This window comes from Paenibacillus oryzisoli (assembly GCF_001653565.1).
Taxonomy (GTDB): domain Bacteria; phylum Bacillota; class Bacilli; order Paenibacillales; family NBRC-103111; genus Paenibacillus_E; species Paenibacillus_E oryzisoli.
In genome coordinates this window covers 1-20,845 of sequence record NZ_LYPB01000088.1, presented here as the reverse complement: position 1 = coordinate 20,845, position 20,845 = coordinate 1, and the positions used below count along the sequence as shown (strand labels likewise).

At 47.0% G+C, this 20,845-nt stretch carries 17 protein-coding genes and 1 pseudogene; 3 read left to right on the top strand and 15 right to left on the bottom strand.

The annotated features are described in order from the left end of the window. The first annotated feature begins 81 nt into the window (after window positions 1–81). A complete protein-coding gene (locus A8708_RS27925) occupies window positions 82–828 on the top strand; it encodes an ABC transporter ATP-binding protein (protein WP_068669166.1) in 747 nt (248 codons plus the stop codon). After that, complete coding sequence (locus A8708_RS27920; protein ID WP_068669164.1) at window positions 825–2,783, top strand: FtsX-like permease family protein; 1,959 nt, start codon at window positions 825–827, stop codon at window positions 2,781–2,783. The genes A8708_RS27925 and A8708_RS27920 overlap by 4 nt, the downstream gene beginning before the upstream one ends. A gap of 2 nt (window positions 2,784–2,785) precedes the next feature. On the opposite strand, the gene A8708_RS27915 is transcribed toward A8708_RS27920, so the two are convergent. Then, window positions 2,786–3,784, bottom strand: a complete 999-nt coding sequence (locus tag A8708_RS27915) for a sensor histidine kinase (RefSeq protein WP_068669162.1) — start codon at window positions 3,782–3,784, stop codon at window positions 2,786–2,788. Next, window positions 3,781–4,455 carry a response regulator transcription factor gene (locus tag A8708_RS27910; protein ID WP_068669160.1) on the bottom strand — a complete coding sequence of 225 codons (675 nt, stop codon included), beginning with the start codon at window positions 4,453–4,455 and terminating at the stop codon, window positions 3,781–3,783. The genes A8708_RS27915 and A8708_RS27910 overlap by 4 nt, the downstream gene beginning before the upstream one ends. Window positions 4,456–4,611: 156 nt before the next feature. Here A8708_RS27910 and A8708_RS27905 point away from each other — a divergent pair, with 156 nt between their 5' ends. Continuing rightward, entirely contained in the window at window positions 4,612–5,487 is an 876-nt protein-coding gene (locus A8708_RS27905) for an AraC family transcriptional regulator (RefSeq protein ID WP_068669158.1), read from the top strand. Between the two features lie 398 nt (window positions 5,488–5,885). On the opposite strand, the gene A8708_RS27900 is transcribed toward A8708_RS27905, so the two are convergent. The 13 genes and pseudogenes from A8708_RS27900 to A8708_RS35650 form a co-directional block, all read right to left on the bottom strand. Beyond that, window positions 5,886–6,674, bottom strand: coding sequence for an IucA/IucC family C-terminal-domain containing protein (locus A8708_RS27900; protein WP_068669157.1), 789 nt, complete (start codon window positions 6,672–6,674; stop codon window positions 5,886–5,888). A 40-nt stretch (window positions 6,675–6,714) separates the two neighbouring features. Then, the gene (locus A8708_RS27895; RefSeq protein WP_068669155.1) at window positions 6,715–7,566 is read right to left on the bottom strand and encodes a sugar phosphate isomerase/epimerase family protein; all 852 of its coding nucleotides are present in this window, start codon (window positions 7,564–7,566) and stop codon (window positions 6,715–6,717) included. After that, complete coding sequence (locus tag A8708_RS27890; protein WP_068669154.1) at window positions 7,566–8,558, bottom strand: DUF6005 family protein; 993 nt, start codon at window positions 8,556–8,558, stop codon at window positions 7,566–7,568. The genes A8708_RS27895 and A8708_RS27890 overlap by 1 nt, the downstream gene beginning before the upstream one ends. Window positions 8,559–8,575: 17 nt before the next feature. Then, on the bottom strand, window positions 8,576–8,863 hold the full coding sequence (asbD, locus tag A8708_RS27885; RefSeq protein ID WP_068669152.1) for a petrobactin biosynthesis protein AsbD: 288 nt from the start codon (window positions 8,861–8,863) through the stop codon (window positions 8,576–8,578). Then, window positions 8,860–10,137 (bottom strand): AMP-binding protein, encoded by a 1,278-nt coding sequence (locus A8708_RS27880; protein WP_082927854.1) that lies wholly within the window; start codon window positions 10,135–10,137, stop codon window positions 8,860–8,862. The genes asbD and A8708_RS27880 overlap by 4 nt, the downstream gene beginning before the upstream one ends. Then, window positions 10,134–11,984, bottom strand: a complete 1,851-nt coding sequence (locus A8708_RS27875) for an IucA/IucC family protein (protein WP_068669150.1) — start codon at window positions 11,982–11,984, stop codon at window positions 10,134–10,136. Before A8708_RS27875 ends, A8708_RS27880 begins: the two co-directional genes overlap by 4 nt. After that, window positions 11,954–13,204 (bottom strand): MFS transporter, encoded by a 1,251-nt coding sequence (locus A8708_RS27870; RefSeq protein WP_082927853.1) that lies wholly within the window; start codon window positions 13,202–13,204, stop codon window positions 11,954–11,956. The genes A8708_RS27875 and A8708_RS27870 overlap by 31 nt, the downstream gene beginning before the upstream one ends. Further along, on the bottom strand, window positions 13,201–14,544 hold the full coding sequence (locus A8708_RS27865; RefSeq protein ID WP_068669147.1) for a lysine N(6)-hydroxylase/L-ornithine N(5)-oxygenase family protein: 1,344 nt from the start codon (window positions 14,542–14,544) through the stop codon (window positions 13,201–13,203). Before A8708_RS27865 ends, A8708_RS27870 begins: the two co-directional genes overlap by 4 nt. Beyond that, window positions 14,537–15,133, bottom strand: a complete 597-nt coding sequence (locus tag A8708_RS27860) for a GNAT family N-acetyltransferase (protein ID WP_239696877.1) — start codon at window positions 15,131–15,133, stop codon at window positions 14,537–14,539. The genes A8708_RS27865 and A8708_RS27860 overlap by 8 nt, the downstream gene beginning before the upstream one ends. Before the next feature lie 80 nt (window positions 15,134–15,213). Then, entirely contained in the window at window positions 15,214–17,010 is a 1,797-nt protein-coding gene (locus A8708_RS27855; RefSeq protein WP_068669145.1) for an IucA/IucC family protein, read from the bottom strand. Further along, a complete protein-coding gene (locus A8708_RS27850; RefSeq protein WP_068669144.1) occupies window positions 17,007–18,533 on the bottom strand; it encodes a pyridoxal phosphate-dependent decarboxylase family protein in 1,527 nt (508 codons plus the stop codon). Before A8708_RS27850 ends, A8708_RS27855 begins: the two co-directional genes overlap by 4 nt. Next, a complete protein-coding gene (locus A8708_RS27845; protein WP_068669142.1) occupies window positions 18,530–19,891 on the bottom strand; it encodes an aspartate aminotransferase family protein in 1,362 nt (453 codons plus the stop codon). Before A8708_RS27845 ends, A8708_RS27850 begins: the two co-directional genes overlap by 4 nt. Window positions 19,892–20,378: 487 nt before the next feature. Then, a pseudogene (locus A8708_RS35650) lies at window positions 20,379–20,531 on the bottom strand (alpha/beta hydrolase); the annotation flags it as partial. Window positions 20,532–20,845 lie beyond the last annotated feature (314 nt).

Here is a 20,845-nt window from a genome sequence, read left to right as displayed (position 1 = left end):
AAACGTCACTTTAGATCATGGTATATCGATGGTTGAAGCATCCTTTAAACGGTATAGTAAGGTGGAAAAGGAGGCGAAACCATGACTACCATTATTCAAACCAAAAATTTATCCAAATCGTACGGCAAAACACCCATTTTAAAAAATATTGATTTAACGATCCATCAAGGGGAATTCACCGCTATTATGGGGCCATCTGGCTCAGGGAAGACAACACTGATGAATATGCTCTCTACGATTGACGCCTTTACTGGCGGGGAGGTCTGGATTGAGGGAAAATCGCTGTTAGATTTGAAAAAGAAAGATCTCCGACAATTCCGTCAGAAACGGATGGGATTTCTTTTTCAAGATTACAACTTACTAGATACCCTAACGGTCAAAGAGAATATCTTGCTACCCCTTGCGCTACAAAAAACGCCAGTTGCAGAAATGGAGCAGCGATTAGCGACGTTATTGGAAGCGTTAAATATTGCATCCATCTTGCATCAGTATCCGTCCGAGATTTCTGGCGGCCAAAAGCAGCGCACGGCTGCCGCACGTGCCATCATTACGAATCCAGCGATCGTGTTCGCCGATGAGCCAACGGGGGCCCTTGATTCCCGATCCGCTACTCAACTGCTGGAACAAATTCAATCGCTCAATCATACGTTTGAGACGACCGTTCTGATGATTACGCACGATCCGTATGCGGCTAGTTACTGTCGACGCGTCATATTTCTACGGGACGGTAAAATTGTTAATGAAATGTTCAAAGGAGAACACACCGAAAAAGAATTCTTCGACCGCATCCTGACGATTCAAAGTGCCATAGGGGGCGATCGGCGATGAGTTTGTTTGATTTATCATGGAGGAATATGAAGCGGAACTTCCGCTTGTATGCCATTTACTTCATTTCCATGCTTGTCGGGGTTATCATTTACTTTACCTTTTCGGGTTTAATGTTTAACGAGGATGTCGTTACAGCCATTCAAAATAAGGATAACTATAAAACTATTATTTTCGTTGCCTCCATGATCGTCTTTATGTTTATTGTGTTCTTCATTTTGTATGCCAACTCTTTTTTTATGAAACAACGAAAAAAAGAATTCGGTATGTATATCCTTTATGGCATGAAAGAAAGACAAATAGCCATAATGGTCTTTTACGAAACGTTATTGCTAAGCGCCATTTCTGTCACCAGCGGTATTTTCATCGGTGGATTGCTTTCCAAATTTTTCGGTAAAATATTAATGAACTTAATGCACTATAAGGATGACATTTCTTTTGCTTTTCCTCTTGAAGCCGTAATCTCAACAGCGCTGTTATTCGCTTTATTAATCGGTATTATTACGCTTCAAAGTTATGTGAACGTCCGCCGCATGCAGATCGTTGAATTGTTTCACGCAACCAAAAAAATGGACAAACCGTTTGCATTCTCCATGCCTCTGGCGATATTGTCCGTCCTACTACTAATAGCGTCCTATTATACGATTACCCTAGGTGGAAGTTCAGACATATGGAAAGACTATTTCAAAGAAACTTTAATGGCTACAACCGTGGCATTGATTGTTGGAACCTATTTATTTTTCCGCCAGTTCTCGGGTTGGATATTACAAAAAATGAGTCAAAGTAAAAATTACTTCCATGGCAACAAAATGTTGTGGATCTCCTCCCTTCGTTTTTCTATCCGAGGGAATACAGTAAACTTTACGTTTAACTCCCTAATTAGTGCCGTTATCATCTTTGGAGTTGGATTTATTGCTGTGGATTACGCGGTGAAAGCTGATGTTGTCCGAAAAGAATACCCCAACGATATTATCTTTTCATCACAAGACAACAGAACTCTCCAACAAATTGAAAACATCATGAATGAGTCCCATCCCATTCTTGCTCACGAAACAATGACTGGCATTCACACGGAAAAAATCGCAAATCGCAAATTGTTTCTTGACCACCCCAACTATTACACAGAGGAATTCACCATTTTTCCTGAAGCGCAGCTCAATGCGATTGTTGATTTACGCGGCGTTGGTCAAAAAGTAGATGTACAAGGCGATGAGGCTATTGTTTTAACAAGAGGCATAGATGCACCGACCACCTATCAAAGCCCTCTGCCTGAAATGACCGTCTTAGGAGATCATACCTTTCAAGTCGTCGAAAGAATACGATTCCCGTTGTTAAGTATCCCTACGGATGCTAGTGGAGGTGCCGAACATCAACCTTCTGTACTCATTATTTCTGACGAGGCGTTCCAGCATTTGAAAGAAAATCATACTCTATCTTCTTATGAAGTTTATAAAATCGAAGATCCGAAAACATCCAACAACGTCTCACGACAAATCTACGATATTGTTATGCGAACAGAAGGATCGTATTATTCTGCCTTTATCGATATGTACGCCATCGATATTGAGTCGTCCTCTTTAATATTGTTCTCTATCGCTTTTTTCGCCGCCATTGCATTGTTTGCTTTAGCAAGCGTCATTTACTTTAAACAGCTGCGCGAAGCTACGGAAGAGCGTGAACACTATGCGATTTTACGGAAAATGGGTGTAGACGATAAAGAAATAAAACAGATTATTCGGAAACAATTGCTGTTCGTCTTTTTACCGCCACTCTTACTTGGACTGCTGCACAGTTGGTATCTCTTATACTACACAGTCATCCTCATCATCAAAGATTTACCTGCCTTGACGACAATTATTTTTTCTGTCATGGGCCTTTATGTGCTAACTTATCTCATCTTTTACGTATCATCCACATCTATTTATTACAAAATTATCAACGAAAAAAACACACGATGAATTTACGCATGGTGTGTTTTTCGTCGCATGAAATAAGGATCGTCGTCTTTAGGAAAATGAACGATACATTGCGTATATACAGCGATCTCCGACGTGCAGTCAATATAATGGCCGAGTTTATTCGATAATTGCTGAGCCAAATATAAACCCATTCCGGTCGACTTTGTATACGTTCGCCCTGTTTCTCCCGTAAAGCCGCGATTAAAGATTCGCGGAAGATCTTTGGGACTTATGCCGATGCCGCTGTCCCGAATCAGCAACTGCTTCTCTTGCGGTGTTTCTGCTATGGAAATCGTAATTTCCCCGCCCGGCTCCGTATATTTCAAACTATTCGTCACAAGCTGATTAATAATGAACTGCAGCCATTTCGGATCACTTTGAACGACAAGCGTATCCGCTTGGAGGCTAATGCGAATTTTTTTGGAGAAAAAAGTTTTCGAATGCGACTTCACAATCTCTTTCGAAATCTGGATAACATCACAATTTTGAATCGCGTAATCCTGATTAAAACTATCCAGCTTAGCATAATAGAGTGCTTGATCGACGTAATTTTCAATCTTCGCAATCTCTTCCCTTAGACTATTCGCGTCCATATCGGTTTGCTGAAGTAAACGCAGAACCGCAATCGGTGTTTTAATCTCATGGAACCAAGAAACAATAAAATCATAATGCTCATGCTGTCTCTCTTGTACTTGATTCATTTCGTGAATATGCTGCTTGTTGAGCTCATCGATGTACTGTTGGGCGAATTCGCCTTCCAGGGACAAGCTCTCATAATCCCCACTTTTCATCTTTCGGATCACACGTACGTGCTGTTGATAGCGAAATAGTAAGAATCCCACTAACACACTAGCCGACAATGCGAAGGCATAGAAGAAGGTCCCCCATATCCAGTCACCATTATTGCTATAGGTATAAAATACAGCAGCCGGGGTTAGGAACCCAGCCAGATAGAGATACATATAAGACTTCTCGTAAGCGAGATACCGAAAGAAGGTCATTCGATCACATACCCCATTCCTTTCCTGGTAACAATGAAGTCTTCAAGCCCAAGCGCAGCAATTTTCCTACGCATCCGATTTACATTCACAGTCAACGTGTTATCATCGACGAACTGCTCTTCATTCCATAGAACCTGCATCATGTCTTCGCGGGATACAATTTTCCCGATATTGCGCATGATGAGTTGTAAAAGGATGAATTCATTCCGACTTAACTCCGTCACTTGTCCCTGATATTCAATGGTGGAATTCGTTACATGCAGCTTCAACCCTCGGTGCATGAAGCGAAGACTCTCATCTTCCTGATACGTATATTTCCGGCGAATTAGCGCGCTGACTTTGGCGACGAGGATATCCAAATCAAAGGGTTTCTGGATAAAATCATCCCCACCCATATTGATTGCCATAATGACATCCATATTCTGCGTTCTCGAGGATAAGAAAATAATCGGCACTTTGGATACCGCACGTATCTGCTGGCACCAGTAATAGCCGTCAAACACCGGAAGATTAATATCCAATAGGATGAGATGCGGATCGGTTTGCTGAAACTCCTTTAGAACCTGGTCAAATTGCGTCACTTCTACCACATCATACTGCCACTTTATCAACGTATCGGCGACAATTCGCCTAATTTTCTCATCGTCCTCAACCATCATGATTCGATACATGGTATCCCTCATTATTCTATAATGCGATCCCCCTTAGTTTATCATAATCTCTACCCGATCTGCGCCTCCACTCTCTACGCCCTGCAAACTTGTGCACGAAATGTCGGATAACTAGCAACGATTCCTGCTATTCTATGGATAAAGGAGGTCAGAACGATGGATTTGCTTAAAAATATGAATAGTGCCCTCAAGTACGTCGAAGACAACCTGACGGACACGATCGACACGAATGAAGTGGCTCGAATAGCCTTATGCTCAGAATATCATTTTAAGCGTATGTTTTCCTTTCTAGCGGGCATTCCATTGTCCGAGTATATCCGCCGTAGACGGCTGAGCCTAGCCGCTTTTGAGCTACGAGATAGTCAGGTCAAAGTCATTGATGTCGCCATCAAATACGGATATAACTCACCCGATTCATTCACGCGCTCTTTTCAAAATTTACATGGAATCACACCGTCAGAAGCTAGACTCAATGGGCAATCATTGAAATCCTATCCGCCTATGACCTTCCAAATCACCATTCAAGGGGGAAATGAAATGAACTATCGCATCGAGGAAAAAGAGGCTTTTACCATTGTTGGTCTTCACAAAAGGGTTCCTATCGTCTTTAATGGCGTTAATCCTGAAATTGCCGCCATGTGGCAAAGTTTAACTATGGACTTAATTAACACCCTTAAACAACTCTCCAATGTCGAACCCATTGGTCTGGTTAGTGCCTCTACTAACTTCTCCGAGGGCCGTATGGAGGAAAAGGGTGATCTGGACCACTATATTGGCGTCGCCACAACGAATCCGTGTCCTGATAATCTCACAAAACTCGACGTGGCTGCCTCTACGTGGGCGGTTTTCGAATCCATCGGACCGTTCCCAGAAACGCTGCAAAATATCTGGGGACGCATCTACTCCGAATGGTTCCCTTCCTCTGGCTATGAACAAGTCGCTGGACCCGAGATGCTGTGGAATGCAGATAAAGACACGACTTCACCTACGTTCCGCAGTGAGATTTGGATACCCGTGAAGAGAGGCAAGTGAGTCGTTAAGCAATTATCCTTTGTGTTTTAAAAAAAGCTCCCTGAGTCCTGCACGTTTGCAGAATTGGGGAGCTTCTAAAATATTTTCTAAAGAATCACGCAGAGCGCTAGAAACACCGAGTGCCGCTCCGCAATCTAACTGGCGTTTCTCCATCTATTTGAAGCCGATTTATCGAATCTGTGAGATTAACTGTATTTTCTACAGTTAATATTCTTCGATTTGCTAATTTCTTTAAAATTCATACAAATTAGCTGTACTTTTTGCATCTATTCATGAAAATACGTCAGTTTCGAGGAAATTAGCTGCATTTATACATCTAAATACGCTTGGCAGTCACTTTACGTTCGAACCAGCGGTTCCCTTGCCTTATGGTTGTCTTTGGGAACTGTCCCTTCCTATCAATGATGATGCGCCATATGTGCAACATACTTCTCTATTCTACGATCATCTTTAATCGTCGGACACGTGTAACAATAATTATCTTCGCCCGGCATGCGGAAATGCAGGCAGCATTTCGAGCGGATCATAATCTTCTCCTCGTCGACTCCTGGTATGTCTACGCAGCGGAATTCCGCCGTTAAAGGATTCGCCCTACCACCGAACACCTGAGTAGAATCCTCTTCAACTAGTAAATATCGAAAGTTGTCCTCGATATACACTTTCTCCGAGGATGCTTCAGCTTCAGCGATCCATTCATCGCGATAATACATCAAATTATAAGAAATCGTTGCCCATAGTGTGGTGGCATCGATCCCGCTCCAGTCCACGATCTGCTTCACAAAAGGAAAGGCATGATCCATAAATAGATGGCGTACATAGCTCTCCCTTTCCACAGCATAAGAACCACTTCTCGCCCAATTCTCCAGCGAATATGGAAACAGCAGGCGGTAGTAAAGATGCTTGTTTTTAAGAGAAACCACAACATTACTAGGAGATACATTCAAACAGCGTCCATAGCGTACCCAAGCGTCCCATGCACCTGTAATGAAATGACTGTAACGCTTAACGAACAAAGAACTCGCTACTTTACGATTGGGGGCGCCGATTTGCTGAGCGAACTGTTCTAGTAGCTCTGCGATCCCTTGCTCGTCGTCCAGCTTATATTCCTGACTGACAAGCTCTGTGCTCTCAGAGGAATCGAGTAGTAAATGATAGTGTTTGAGCGAAGTTACAATGTCGCTGCTCATGTTCAGCCATCCTCCAAATGTAATTTCTACCGACTTAGTCTCACACAGAGTGCAGTCGATTCAACCTGTGATGCAGCCAGCCGATCTCCTCTTTCAGTACGCGGATAGGATCTGCACCGAACCATTCCAGCGAAGCGAACTTTCCGCTTTGACTAATGCGATCAATAATTGGACGATAGTTTACCGCCCCATTTTCCAATGATACCATACCTTTACGGCTGCCATTCGCTGCATACACTTGATGCGGTTGAAACACGCTGCATTGGGCCAAGGAAGTCACATTCTTCAAATGGAAATAGGCTACCCAAGGCGCCAACAACTCGTAACTTTCCAATGGATCGTCGCCAGCTTCCCACATGTGAAGAAAGTCCAGGTTCAACTTAACTGCCTCATGGTTAACCTCCATCATCAGCCTATACGCAGCCTTCTTATGATCAGCCAACGTTCCAGGGTGTGTTTCCACCAGCAATTCAATTCCCTGATTCATGCACAAGTCACCAAGAATTCGTAATTGTCGGACCGTTTCTTCGAACTCCGCTCTGTCTACCTCTCTGCTTCCACGCATACCAGCAAAAGTACGAATTTTGCTGGTTCCCAGCCAATCCGCGACAACAAGCAGCTCTTTGCATTTGATAACCGTATCTGCAAAATTAACTTGTGTACCCACATCCAGATAGTCACTGATCATCGAAACCGTCAAACCAGCTCCTTCAAGGAGTGCTCTTTTCGAACCATTCCATGCCTTATACAAGTGAACCGCATGAGCTCCCCATACCTCTAGCCCATCGAAACCCTCAGTCCTAGCGAACTGGACTAATTCCTCGAATGAAATCAATGTGTGCCGAAAGGTAATCGTGCAGAGCGAACATCGTAGTCTAGACCGTTCTGACATTACATAGTCCCCCCTTTCACATGTGCATACTGAGCTGCAGACCATAAGGTAAGCTCACGTTCCATTTCCATCTTAATCCCTCGTTCAATGGCTTCTGCCTTATTCAAAGTCTCCAGCATGGAGGTAAGCTGCCCCGTACTTCCGGTCAACGACATCTTAACGGCCTGGAATTGCAGCGTATTAAAGGCTTGAACCAAATCACGAATTTGCTGAGCCCAATACTCATAATTATCCCTAGGCAGTTGCAGCTCATCATGAAAAAACATCAGTGCATAGTCATACCCATATTTGCGTATCACAATGACATAGAGATGCTTCAGTGCATCCCCGAGAGATGCAATCTTGGACGGATCTTCCGTTAATCTAGTGACAAGTGTACGGAGCCCAGTTACTAGGTCATTGCGGTCGAGATGAAATTGATCATAGAAGAAAGCGATAACGTTCTCCGGCGTCGGCGTCTGAATGGTCTGGGCATCCATATAAAACCCGTCAGGGTAAGCATTATGAATAAAAGCTTGGAGCAACTGCTCGCGGCTGACAGTCCCCTCCCATTTCATATCCGCATCCAGCATGAACCATTGATCTTCACGCTCGGTTGCCGAAACGATCACATAATGAGGGAATGGACTCAAATTAAACGTATTCTCCCGTTCTGGCATAAGGGACATGTCGATCTGAACAACGACGTGCCGATGACGAGGCGCTTGCTCAACGAGTTCAACGAGTTTGGCCGCATTCGTTGCGGGATCTTGATGGGGGGCATGCCATTGCACAGTCTGAACACCAAACAAACGTTCGTTCCACTTCATTAGTCGAGTAGGCTGGAATGAGTCTGAATAATAGGATAATCCCGCTTCATGCCATCCGAACTGCTCTTCCCACACGTTGAAATAAAAAGGGCGATAGTCGACGTTGCTATGTCTTTTGACCACTTCGCACATGCAGCTGAGCACACAATGAACTTTGATGCGTTGGTCTTTCCAACCGAACATGACCGTGCCTCCTTTCTTCACTTCCTTAGCTCCTTTGTTATGCCTACAGGACCTACAGGAGTCAACCTGTCCATGAAGTCTAGCAGCGTTCCTACTGTGTGAAACACCCTCGGATCCACTTCTTCTTCTGGAATCCCTAGGCCAAACTCAACTTCAATCCAGACCAGCAACTGCATCATCATGACAGAGTCAATTCGAAGATCCTCATTCAGTCTGTGTAATTCTTCTAGGGTGGGCAGCTGTGTCAGCCCCAACTTTGTTACCATAATGACGCTCAGCTTATCTATACGTTGTTCCCTTGTCATTCGCTTAATTCCGCCTCCTCCAGCAATTTACGACTAATTTTCCCAGTAGCAGTTCGCGGAAGTTTTGTTACACAGGCTACTTTGGATGGCACTTTATAAGGAGGCAAATGCTGCATACACCACTCGCGAATAGTCTCCGACTTCAACTCAAGATCCGCCACGACCATACAACTCGCAGTTTCTCCCATCACGGGGTGACTACCCCGGTAGACGACACATTCGTGAATACCAGGCAATTGGGAAATCACATTTTCGACTTCAAGGGGGTACACTTTAAGGCCCGATACATTAATGACATCATCCGCTCTGGCCAAAAGATGTAAAGCCTCTTGATCTTGATAGGCAAGATCACCCGTATGAATCATCTGATTCTGCACAGTGATAATTAATTCTCGTGGCTCATGGGATGATGCACCTGCGTCAACCAACTGCATGTGCCCCAACAGCTTGCCAATATCGGCACTGTGCCGAAGAGAACGATTAATACTTATACAGCCCGCTTCTGAGCAGCCGTACTGCTGGAGCAAGCGATCTCCTGCTAGCGGAGCCAGCTTATCAATCAATCCTTGCGGCATCGGCGCGCCAGAGCTCATGAACTGATAGAACCGAATATCCGAAGGAAAAGAGGTCAGCACGTGCAGCGTCATAGGGACGCCATAGACAATATGTTTCGGTGTGTCCCGCAGAATGGCGAGCGTCAGCTTCGGGTTGGTATAAGCGGCAACGTGAGGTACCACTTGTCGCGCCATAGCGGAAAGAACCCCACTAATAAGGCCGTAAGAATGACTCACAGGAGAAATCACAATCGGCGTGATGGCACTATCTAGATCAATTTCTGCATTATAAGCAGTAATTTCAGCCTCAATAGCCGACCACGGTCTGCTGATCAACTTCGGATTGCCTGTCGTGCCGGAACTGAACATACAGATAGAAGGCTCCTGTGAGGAGATAACCTCTGATTCGCTTCCAGCTAAAGGCAGGATTCCATCCTCGACAGATTGGTACACAAGACCGATGCAGCCCCCTTCCTTGCCGAGCATCTTCGCCGTTTCGAGCGGTGTCTCTCCATGAAGCAGCAGGGCAGATACCCCTAACTCCTTCAGATAAAGCACAAGTGGAATCAGCTCTGCAGCATTCGCGATGCATACGGCAATCCGTTTACCGGATTTCCATGCTTCCCGTGTGTGTGGCATAAGCCCCCATGCTTTCCAGCGAGCTTCTAAATCATCCTGGCCGAAGTACGTCTGGTTATAGGCAAACAATTTCTTATTCAAAGAGAAATCTCCTCTCTGTTTGTACGGTACGAATTAGGAAGAAAGGCAGACAATGGATTCGGAACTTCATGCGATAACCCCTTCGTTTGCAGAGCAAGCCGCTTATGCGTTAACTGCTCAACACGCGTAGTTGGGGTAAATAAGTCCAACGTGTCAAAACGCTTCTGGAAGTGCGAATCTCGTTCGATATGGCGATGAATGCAGGCAGCCGTCATTTGCCAGAACTGCTCCTCTTCAAAGCCGTAACGATCCTGCAGCATCATCGCCAGCTCCCCAAGATTAACAAAGAATAACGCTCCTAGGGTCAGATACCGCAATGGCGCTATATCCTCCACTTCAAAGTTAGCCCGTTCCTCCTTCAGCACGTATCGCTCATGAACTTGCGTTAAGTCTGGACACAAGTCCGGTCTGCTCAGGAAGGAACGCTGATACAGAACATCCTCGTGGAAATCCTTTAAGGCTAATCGCTCAGGCAAGCCATCGCGATGGACCATCACCATATTTTGCGCATGTGATTCTGTTGCCACCCCATGAACAGCAGCCAAATGGAGAACGGGCAGAATACACCGCTCAAGCAGGCGATTCACCCAAGACTCGATACCATAGGTTTGCAGCCACGGCTCAATGAAGGGAGTCCCGTCCCGTTCCAACGTACACAGGGCATAGAAAGGAACTGTTCCCTCACCCGCTTGTAAATAACCGTGCAAGCTTTCTCGCCAAATGCAGCCGATCGCTGCATACAATGGGGATGGCGTACTCCCTTGTGAATCATAGGATAGGGCGGCAACTTCCCGCAGTAATATAAGCTTAGCTTCATCCTTTAAATAAGGATCTCCGTCTACCAACGTTTGCAGCCAAGCCGATAATACTGGCGCCGTCACCGTGTAGTGCGGGAGCAATTGACGGGAACTGGAAGTATTCAATAAATTCATGGAAAGTTTGACATACGTTTTCTGTGGCGATGTGCGGTTAGATAGTGTCCGAATAGACTGCTGAGCCCGATACACATCTTCCGATGGCCCCAGTAGGATCATGCGCTTCTTATTAAGTTCCTCTGCATATGCAGGTGCAATAATTCGGCGCCATTGCCAAGGATGTACAGGCACGAATGCATAAGCCTCTGGGTCAAATCCTTCACTCTGCAGGTGTTCGCGAAACGATTCCACCACTTCATTACCCAACTCTTCTCGCAGCAAGCCGTCAAATGTAAGGCTAGGCAGCACAGCGATCCGGCTCTCCACTTTACTTACTGCCAGCCATAACGGCTGTACATCTTGGGCAAATTCAGGACCATACGTGAGATGATCCCCGTAGTCGAACCCGATGCGCGACTTATAGCTGGGGTGATACCGATGTCCATCCATCACAGCGGATTCCAGCTCTTCGCCGCTCAGTTGATGCAAATCCGTATCTCCGAGCATCCGAACATACTGCGCCATCGTATCCTTGAGGAGCGTGTGCTCCAGCTCTTCTGTGAACGAGCCTAGCTTGTTCGCATCCGTCCCCGGCACATTCAGCACTTCCTGGATAAATAGTCTCAGGGATACCGCTTCGGCCTCACCATCACTTCCATTCCGAACCAGCGGAACGTCTTCCTGCAAGCGAATGCGGCCAAATGTGAGCTTTTGCTTCCCTAGACACAAGTAAGTAACCGCCCGGCCTTCGGCATCCTGACCCTGCAGACCGAATCGTATAGCGTCTCCAACTGGCTCCGAATGTGGTACGACAATGCCTTCATAAATGACTGATTCCACTAATTGGCGAAAAATTCTTCTGCGCACTTGTACGCAACTCTCGGATTTCAGAGCTTGGAGCGCTATGAGGTCTTGCTGCCATGAACTTGCCATGTGGTAGCCTCCTTCGGTGTGCTATAAATATTGGACCATTTGAACAGCATGCCATTAACCAGACATAGCAAAGCTGCTGCCAGCAGCGGCGCATGCAATCCAACCTGAATCGACAGAAATGATGAAAGTAGAGGAGATAATAACTCCCCTGCAGTCTGGAAAGATACCATAACACTGAAAGCTATCGCAGCTGATGCGCCCTGTTCCCGCCCAAACAAAATGACATCAAGGACAGCCATCGTAATGGCTAGGAACATCCCATACAGCATACGGCCTGCGATCAATCCGCCTATACTCTCCGTCATCCCTTGCGTGATTAAGCCGATAGCCATGGCTCCAACACCAACCATATACGCGATGGGCAGCCTTCCTGGCTTGGCTAAACTGCGAAGAAACGGCAGAAGGATTAACGCACAGACATGAGGCAGAAGAAACAACATGCCCGCTAGTTCAATGGATAAGCCAAAGTCCTTTTCGACATAGGGGGTAAAAAAGGGTCTGACCACTTGATTCGCAATCGTGAGTGTAAGAAACAACAAGCCAAGCATCACAATCGTTCGATCCTGGAGCAAGTTGCGTAACAACCCTTTCGAACCTCTAGATTCACGTCGATCTTCCTTCTTAGTAGCGCTGTTCCATCCCCAAAGAACCACCACGCATACGCACAATTGGATGACATCCGCAGCAGCTGCCCCATAGAACAACGTTAATGGACGTTCCATCTGAAGCATATGAGCACCAGCCAACGCAGCGATTAGCACCGCTGTATGATGTACCGCGTGAAATTTTGCCGCAGATCCCGCTTGAGCACCTGTATCGCTAAGTTCCATAATGATTGGATAAATCAACATATAGCTGCTTTTAAAAATGAGTAAACAGATCGTCAGAATGAGGAATTCTGTCGCACTATCCGCTTGCGCCAGCAGCGCAGTCGATAGGGCCGTTCCTGCCTGACCGATGAGCAGCAGACGCTTAGCTTCCCATCTGCGGGTCAACCACCCCCACAACGGCGAACAGAGAACAACCGTTAGCCGACAAACAAACAAATATAAACCAGTGTAGCTGTAGTCTTCAATACCGAAAACCTGATGGAAAAACTGGGGATAATACGGTGAAAGCAGCACTTCTGTAAACAGTCCTAGAAACATGCAGCCAAGAAGTGCTGCCTGCATGCCTGTTCGCGTTCTACGACTAAGCGCTTGAGGTTGCAGCGTCTTCATCGGTTGACTCCGAATTGCTGAAACACATTACGACTTCTGAGCGGATACACCTCGCGCTGGGCTAGCTTCTTAATGATGACGCTGTTCCGATGAGCGCCAAGCCCAAGATCGGGTGCACCAACACCATGTGTATGCAGTTCCCCATTCTGAATAAAGATCTGGTTCTCCCCACTGGTTCGCAGCTTCAAAGAGTAATCCTCAGCGATGTCCAAGCGTCCTTTCGCATCTCGACAAATATAAGGCTCTAACGGACGTAAGCAAGCTGGTTCGGCATGCTCATACCCCGTCGCCAATATGACGATCTCGCTGGTATGCTCGAAAGGTGCATCCTGCTGCAATTGGCGGCAATGCAATTGATAGCTATCCCTCCCTCGGTCTGAAGTCTGAAGCAACTGCTCCACTTCGGTTAGGGGCATCAATCGGACACCTGGCGCTTCTCCCCCACCGATTCCAGCCTCGTACAGCGTATCGTATATATCTGCGATGGTATTCGCGCTAATTCCTTTGTACAGCAAGGCCTGCCCAGCTCGGACCCTATCCTTGTTTTCAGGTGCTAGGTCGTAGAAATATTTCGTATATTCTGGAGAAAAATGCTCGAGTCCGAGCTTGGAATACTCCATCGGGAAGAAGCCTGATGAACGTGTAAACCAATCCAACCGATACCCACTTTCACTCTGCGCTTTTAACAAATCCAGCACCACTTCGGCTGCACTCTGACCTGAGCCCACAACCGTGATCGACCGCGCTTTGAGGCAATGTTCCCGATTCGTTAAATAATCAGCTGAATGAAACACATTCGCTCCGCTTACGTTTTGGAACCGTTTCGGAATATGGGGGCTGCTCCCAACACCTAGTACCAAGTTACGGGCAACATAGGTCTTTGTTTGCTCAGTTTGAAGTTCTTTCGCCTCCACGACAAAATGAGAACTGGACTCCCCTTCTTCGAGATGGATGCTGCTCACTTCGTAGCCGAAACGGCAAGAAGCTAATCGTTCTGCCGCCCATTTACAGTAATGGTTATACTCCTTACGGGGAATTTGGAACTTCTCTAGAAAGTAGAAGTGATACAGTCTGCCATGCTCATGCAAATAATTTAGAAAGCTGAGCGGATGTGTCGGATCGGCCATTGTCACTAAGTCCGCGAAGAAAGGGACTTGCAGTGTCGTCCCCTCAATCAACATACCTGGATGCCAATCGAACTGTGGCTTCCGCTCTAAGAATTGGGCCTTTAACTCGGGTACGCGCGTAAGCAGGGCTGCAAGACCGAGATTGAAAGGACCGACGCCGACGCCCAGCACATCCCATTCATCTGAATGATTCCGAACAACTCCCCTAGCCAATAGAAATCTCCCTCGTTTCTCTATCTTGTTGACAACCAACATCGCTTCGCGTATGTATCGGTTGCAACGTTATCGCTTCAAAAACTTCTCGCTCGCATATCATCAACGCAGCCTTCTTATCTGGAAGCTGCACTTCCTTCTGGAAACGGAAACCGCACCCCTCGAAAATATGATGCATCTTCGCATTCCGAATATCGGGCTCGGCTACGACTCGCTTGGTACTTGGGTGCATGAACTGCACACGTACGAGTGCTTTCAACAGGGGCAATGCATAACCCTGGCCGAGGTAGCTTGGCGGGCCAATCAGCAGATGTACGCCTTGATCATCCGGCGCTGCTTCGTAATAGGGTTCAATGACATCAGACTTCACCCAATAGGATTCCCAGTAGCTCATCGGCTCCCCATCCAGCTCACCGATGCAAAGCGTCTGATGCGAATCGGCCAAGAAACGCTCCAAGTGGCTCCGGTAGGCATCTAAAGATATGTTCAGCTGCCAGAAGGGAACGACATGCGGCTCCTGCTGCCAACGATGCAGCATCACCAAATCGCGTTCCAGATCAACCGGGCGAAACGAAATGCTCTTGCCAATCGTTGGATCCTTGTAGGCTGCAAGAGAAGGATCATCATAAATTGGCTTCAAATTGCGATTCATACTCCAAGGCACCTTCACTACACCTCCAGAACCAGCGGATTGTCCACGAGAACATAGACCGACTGGTTTTCGAGAGAACCGACTAACTCATCCATATCATAAAGTCGCGTGAGCAGATTTGCTTTACACGGGATCTTAGCTTCCGTTAACAAGCTTTGTAGGAAAATCGAAGGCTCTCTGTTCAACGGAAGGAACTCAGCAAGCACAGACCGCAGCTCACGCAACAGCTCCCGTTCATGGGCAAGTCCCGCTGTACCAAAACCATTAATCAGGCCGAATAGATGGTTAAAAATAACATAATAGCGGAAACGTTCATCAGCAATCGCATCATCGCAGAATGTATGGCTCTTATCTCCAATGCCTGGCAATTGCTTATTCAAATGTTCCTTCATGGAATTACAGAAATAATACCCCTGATTGTCCCGATAATAATAACGTTGTGGGTATCCGTTATTCAGCTGGACAACGCTATTCTGCTGATGGGCTTCCAGCGCAATGCCATGCGTGACATATAGCCAAATCATCGGCTTCAGCGAGATGTTCAAATAGAGACGGAACCAGTCTAGACTTACCGCTTGCGTTGTCCGATCCTCCTGCTTAGCCAGTTGGCGAATAATTGTGCTTAAGCGCGATTCAGAGCCAGGCAGCGGATCCTGCACAAGAGAAGCCACAAGTGACACTTGCTGAGCCTGCTTTCCTTGGAACGGATTTTGACGCAGCACAACTTCGAACCCCGACTCCTCCTGCCCTTCCAAAGCAATTGAAACATAGGCAGGATCTCTCACAATAGCAAACGCTGGATAGCGTTCGGATACCTCGCCGACTTTGGTTTGCAGCATGCGGGACACTTCAACGCCCCGTTCCAATTCTTTGAATAGATTCACGCGTACTGAATTGGTAATCCTTACTGGGACGGACCCTTTTGGCATAAAAGGCGACTCGGGATGATACATCGTGCGGAACGATGAAGTTGCCGAGTAATAACGCCCTATTGGCCCCAAATCTTGAAGCAAGCCCGCTTCGAGCAGCTTCTGAACGGCTGGTTTCGCAAGTACTTCTTCCGCCTGCAAAGGATGCAGTGGAATCAATGTATATTCATCGCTCTCCGTGTACGGTGTCTGTACATCCGCATGACGGAGATCTGACTTAATCCATTCCGTTGCCGTAATCTCAAGCGCAGAATCCTCACGTACAATGCTGCGATGCGCACGGAAATAATGCAGTTGAAACTGCCCTTTCAACTCTGGAGAGAATACCCCTTGCATACTGGCTGGAACCCCGTCCCGACATTTCGGTGTAGGATGGAGCAAGTGCCCGAACAACAAGGATTGCTCTGCTGTGAGGAAGTCCCCGTCAAAGCCATATAACTGGTCGCGATCTCCGTCACGGGCAGCGACGAACTGTTCGATGCTGGCACAGCTTTCTTCGATTTGCTGTAACAAATCTTCTGTACGATCCGGCGATCCTACTTTGACGAAATGACCTAATTCAAGTACGAGCCGCCTAGCGAATACCAGCTCATCCTCCCCTGCATCTTCAAGCCCAGCGCTCCCCTTCCACTGCAGAGGGAATTGAAACAGATGTCTTCCTGTCAGCGATTTATGTTTGACAGTAACAAGGATACAGCCTCCTTGGCTGACCAATGGCACTTCCAGCACCCACGTACCTTCAACTTCACGCCACTCCCCCAATCCAGTTTCCCTGAGAAAGCTGTTTAGCAAGCTTTGCAGCGTAGCTCTCGCTGCCGTCCGATAAGAGTCTCCCCCCTTTTCCTCCAGCGTTTGTATGTTTTCCAGTAATCCATCCTGGATCATGATTGAACTCCCCTCAGAGCATACTGCTCGATCCCAAATTGTTGTTCTAGTTCCATACCTATGCGCACGATGTGAGCCAAAATATCCCCAGTATCCTGCGTTGTCGTTAACGGATTAAGCAGCGTAAATTTCATACAAGCCCTTTCCTTTACTTTCGTTCGAGCAATAACGGCGATCCCATTCTCAAGGAGACCATCTCGAATTCGGTGATTTAACGCATCCGTGCGAGTGGCGTCCATCTCCTTGGAGGGTACATAACGGAAAACGACTGCATTTAAAGTCGGTTCTGCCAACAGTTCGAGTGCCTTCATTCCCCGTATTTGATCTGCCGTGTGGCGTGCGAGCTCCAACGTGTAATCAATCATTGCTGCGAACTTTACACGACCCAGGTGCTGCAGTGACATGTATAGCTTCAGCGCATCAAACCGACGCGTTGTCTGAATAGACTTGCCGACAAGATTAGGCACCCCTGCCTCATCGTCTTCTTGCGGATTTAAATAATCGGCGTTCAGCCGTAAATAGCGATAGTTTACCGAATCCCGCAATAAGAAGGCTCCACAGCTGATCGGCTGATAAAACAATTTGTGGAAATCGACAGTAATCGAATCTGCTAAGTCTATTCCCTCTAGCAAGTTCGCATGTTTAGCGCTTAAAGCAAGTGCACCACCATAGGCTCCGTCAATGTGAAACCAAAGCTCGTGTTTACGGGCAAGTTCTGCAAGCTCAGGCAATGGATCAATGCTTCCGAAGTCTGTTGTTCCGGCTGTACCCACTAAGGCAAAGGGGAGTAAGCCATCTTGTAGCAAACGATCGATTGCATGCTCGAGAACATGACACTGCATTCGCCCGAGCGAATCCACAGGGACTGTGATAACTGCATGTTGCCCCAAACCTAGCAGAGCCGCCGATTGTTTGACTGTAAAATGGGCCGCTTCCGAACATAGAATTCGCAGGCGGTCACCCTGTGGGGGTAAGCCCCACTGTTGCACATTCCAATTCCATTTCGTATAGGCATAATGATCTCTAGCCAGCAGTAGGCCCATGAAGTTAGACTGTGTTCCCCCACTGGTGAATACCCCATCGCTGGTGCACTTATGATAGCCGAACAACTCACATAACCAGCTAATTATTTCTTCTTCCAGCATGGTTGCTGACATACTCTGGTCCCAAGAATCCATGGACTGGTTCAGCGTTGCCAGCAGTGTCTCTGCCATAAGTGACGCTTGAAGCGGCGGGCAATGAAGGTGCGCCACACAGGCCGGATGATTCACAACAGCCGCATGTTTCGCCACGGTAGTGCCAATGAAATCAAGCAGCTCCTTCATGTTTACGCCCTGCTCTGGGCAGACCTGCCGATCTCGAAATGGCGCTGCCACATCCTGTGGCGCAGCCCCGCTGTAAGGCTTCTCCAATGCTGCGAAATCGCGAATGAGCACCTCAACTGTCGCTTGCATATGCTTGCGAAAGAGCGATTGACTCTCCACCGTTATGTTCAAAAAGTCGGCTGCGAATTCCCTGTTCACCCAAGTACCCCCTGAAGGCTTAACGACTGACGTTCTGCTGCCATGACGGACTCGTGGAAAATTTCGGCAATCCGATCAATCTCTTGCTCTGTTACATTAAGCGGCGGCAGGAAGCGAACTACACTGCCATGACGGCCTCCAAGTTCAAGGATGAGGCCACGTTTTAGACATTGCTGTTGAATTTCACGAGCGAGCTCTGTATGAGCTGGATAGCTGCCGATTCGGTCTGCTTCCCGTTCGATGTCCACAATCTCAACACCAATCATCAGTCCTCTGCCCCTGACTTCACCGATGCATCTCACTGCTGATTTGGTTTGCTCAAGATGCTTGCAAAGCCGTTCACCAACCACTGCCGCATGTTCAACCAGCCTTTCTTCGCGAATGATGCGCAGTGTTGCCGTACCAGCAGCCATCGCTAACTGATTGCCACGGAATGTGCCTGCATGTGCTCCTGGCTCCCATTTGTCCAGTTCTTCGCGATACACGATGACCGACAACGGCAGACCCCCACCTATAGCCTTGGAGATCACGATCACATCAGGAATAATGCCCCCATGTTCAAAAGCAAACATACGGCCAGTTCGGCCAATTCCTGACTGCACTTCGTCAATGATCAAAGGAATCTCGCGTTCTTTGGTCATTCTACGAATTTCTCTTGCCCATGCATGAGGTGCTGGAATCACACCGCCCTCACCCTGCACTAACTCCATAATCATGCCTGCCGGTGACAGCACGCCACTTTCTGGATCGTCTAACAAGTGTTCAATGTAGCGGCTGCCAATTTGGTGGCCATGCTCGCCGCCAATTCCAAATGGACAGCGATAATCATACGGATATGGCAAAAATTGCGTACCTGGCAACAATCCGCCGACATGGCGTTTTGGACCTAGGTTACCTGTCAAGCTAAGCGCACCGCTGGTCATTCCGTGATATCCCCCATGGAAAGACATCATCCCGCTTCTTCCCGTTGCCGTCTTGACTAATTTCATCGCTGCTTCTACGGCATCTGCTCCTGTTGGTCCACAGAATTGGATTCGGGCATTCTTAACAAATTCAGTTGGCAGTATATCGAAGAGCTCATCTACAAAACTCTCTTTAACCGGTGTAGTCAAATCTAACGTATGCAACGGCAGACCCGTCGTTAACACGTCTTTCATCGCCTCAATCACAACCGGGTGATTGTGTCCCAAAGCAAGCGTTCCTGCTCCTGCAAGACAATCGTAATAGGTTCGACCATCTGCATCCTTTACCTGAATACCTCTGGCCTCTGTAATTGCAATCGGGATTTTCCGAGGATATGTTCGTGCATTAGATTCCCTCCTCCTCTGACTTTCGAGATATATCGCATTGCCCTTCATAAATTGACTGTTCCTCCTTTGGGAAAATGATCATGAAATGACTTGCTCAATTCTGTTGAAGAGGGTTGGTAATAATTTACACAACTCACCGCCATTGTAAATGATAATCATTATCAATGCAATACTATTTTTATTGACCTTTGACCGAAGCTGATGTGCCCTCATACGGAGAGTGACCTTGATAGGGCAGCATTTCCTCCTCTGGAAATCCCGTTGCGACTCCCATGTTATGCTCCTATAGGTTTCACTGAAAATTGGTAGTTGACAATTATATTTCCTTGTTTTAACATTTATTAGTGATAATGATTCCCATTATCAGATTCATCTTGACGTTGAACATGTAAAGCCGAAAAGCCCAATATCTCCTCACGCCTAAGCGCTAGATATCGAGCTTTTTTTAGATATTGGAATGAATTCTTGCAACGTTAACCCAAACATCCCTGGCGAAAAAGTTAGGAACGCGTGACTGTGCCATGCTGGCCTTAACTTACGACCTCCGCATAAAGCGAACAGCACGACTGACCAGCGCAGGAAGAACCGAAACATGTCCTTCCCCTTCAAACTCGTAAAAGTCCGCTTGAAGCTTCGCACTTGGCAGAAGCGCGAGGCGCTCGTACAACTCTCTTGCATTCTCGCTCATTTTACTTGGGTGCTCCCACTCCAGTTCTGCGGTCGTGATGAGAAGCTTGTGAGTTAGCTGTGTAAAGCTAAGATTTGCGGTATATTGATCTTCTTGTTCCTTCAGTAAGTCCTTGTTCCAGTGAATCGAAGGACTGCCAGCTATATAAGTCTGGTAGGTTTGAGTTCCCCCTCGATGAAAGCTCGGAATGCGCCTCTTTTTATGAAAATGAGAATCATTATCAATCTGAAATTTATCTAGAGTAAAGGGCTGAAATATTTCAGCCCCTCCTCATCAAACCGTACGTGAGGTTTTCCCTCATACGGCTTTCCGAT

Coding starts and splice junctions, on each gene's coding strand:
- A8708_RS27925 (WP_068669166.1), top strand. CDS start 82: ATGACTACCATTATTCAAACCAAAAATTTATCCAAATCGTACGGCAAA.
- A8708_RS27920 (WP_068669164.1), top strand. CDS start 825: ATGAGTTTGTTTGATTTATCATGGAGGAATATGAAGCGGAACTTCCGC.
- A8708_RS27915 (WP_068669162.1), bottom strand. CDS start 3,784: ATGACCTTCTTTCGGTATCTCGCTTACGAGAAGTCTTATATGTATCTC.
- A8708_RS27910 (WP_068669160.1), bottom strand. CDS start 4,455: ATGTATCGAATCATGATGGTTGAGGACGATGAGAAAATTAGGCGAATT.
- A8708_RS27905 (WP_068669158.1), top strand. CDS start 4,612: ATGGATTTGCTTAAAAATATGAATAGTGCCCTCAAGTACGTCGAAGAC.
- A8708_RS27900 (WP_068669157.1), bottom strand. CDS start 6,674: ATGAGCAGCGACATTGTAACTTCGCTCAAACACTATCATTTACTACTC.
- A8708_RS27895 (WP_068669155.1), bottom strand. CDS start 7,566: ATGTCAGAACGGTCTAGACTACGATGTTCGCTCTGCACGATTACCTTT.
- A8708_RS27890 (WP_068669154.1), bottom strand. CDS start 8,558: ATGTTCGGTTGGAAAGACCAACGCATCAAAGTTCATTGTGTGCTCAGC.
- asbD (WP_068669152.1), bottom strand. CDS start 8,863: ATGACAAGGGAACAACGTATAGATAAGCTGAGCGTCATTATGGTAACA.
- A8708_RS27875 (WP_068669150.1), bottom strand. CDS start 11,984: ATGGCAAGTTCATGGCAGCAAGACCTCATAGCGCTCCAAGCTCTGAAA.
- A8708_RS27870 (WP_082927853.1), bottom strand. CDS start 13,204: ATGAAGACGCTGCAACCTCAAGCGCTTAGTCGTAGAACGCGAACAGGC.
- A8708_RS27855 (WP_068669145.1), bottom strand. CDS start 17,010: ATGATCCAGGATGGATTACTGGAAAACATACAAACGCTGGAGGAAAAG.
- A8708_RS27845 (WP_068669142.1), bottom strand. CDS start 19,891: ATGAAGGGCAATGCGATATATCTCGAAAGTCAGAGGAGGAGGGAATCT.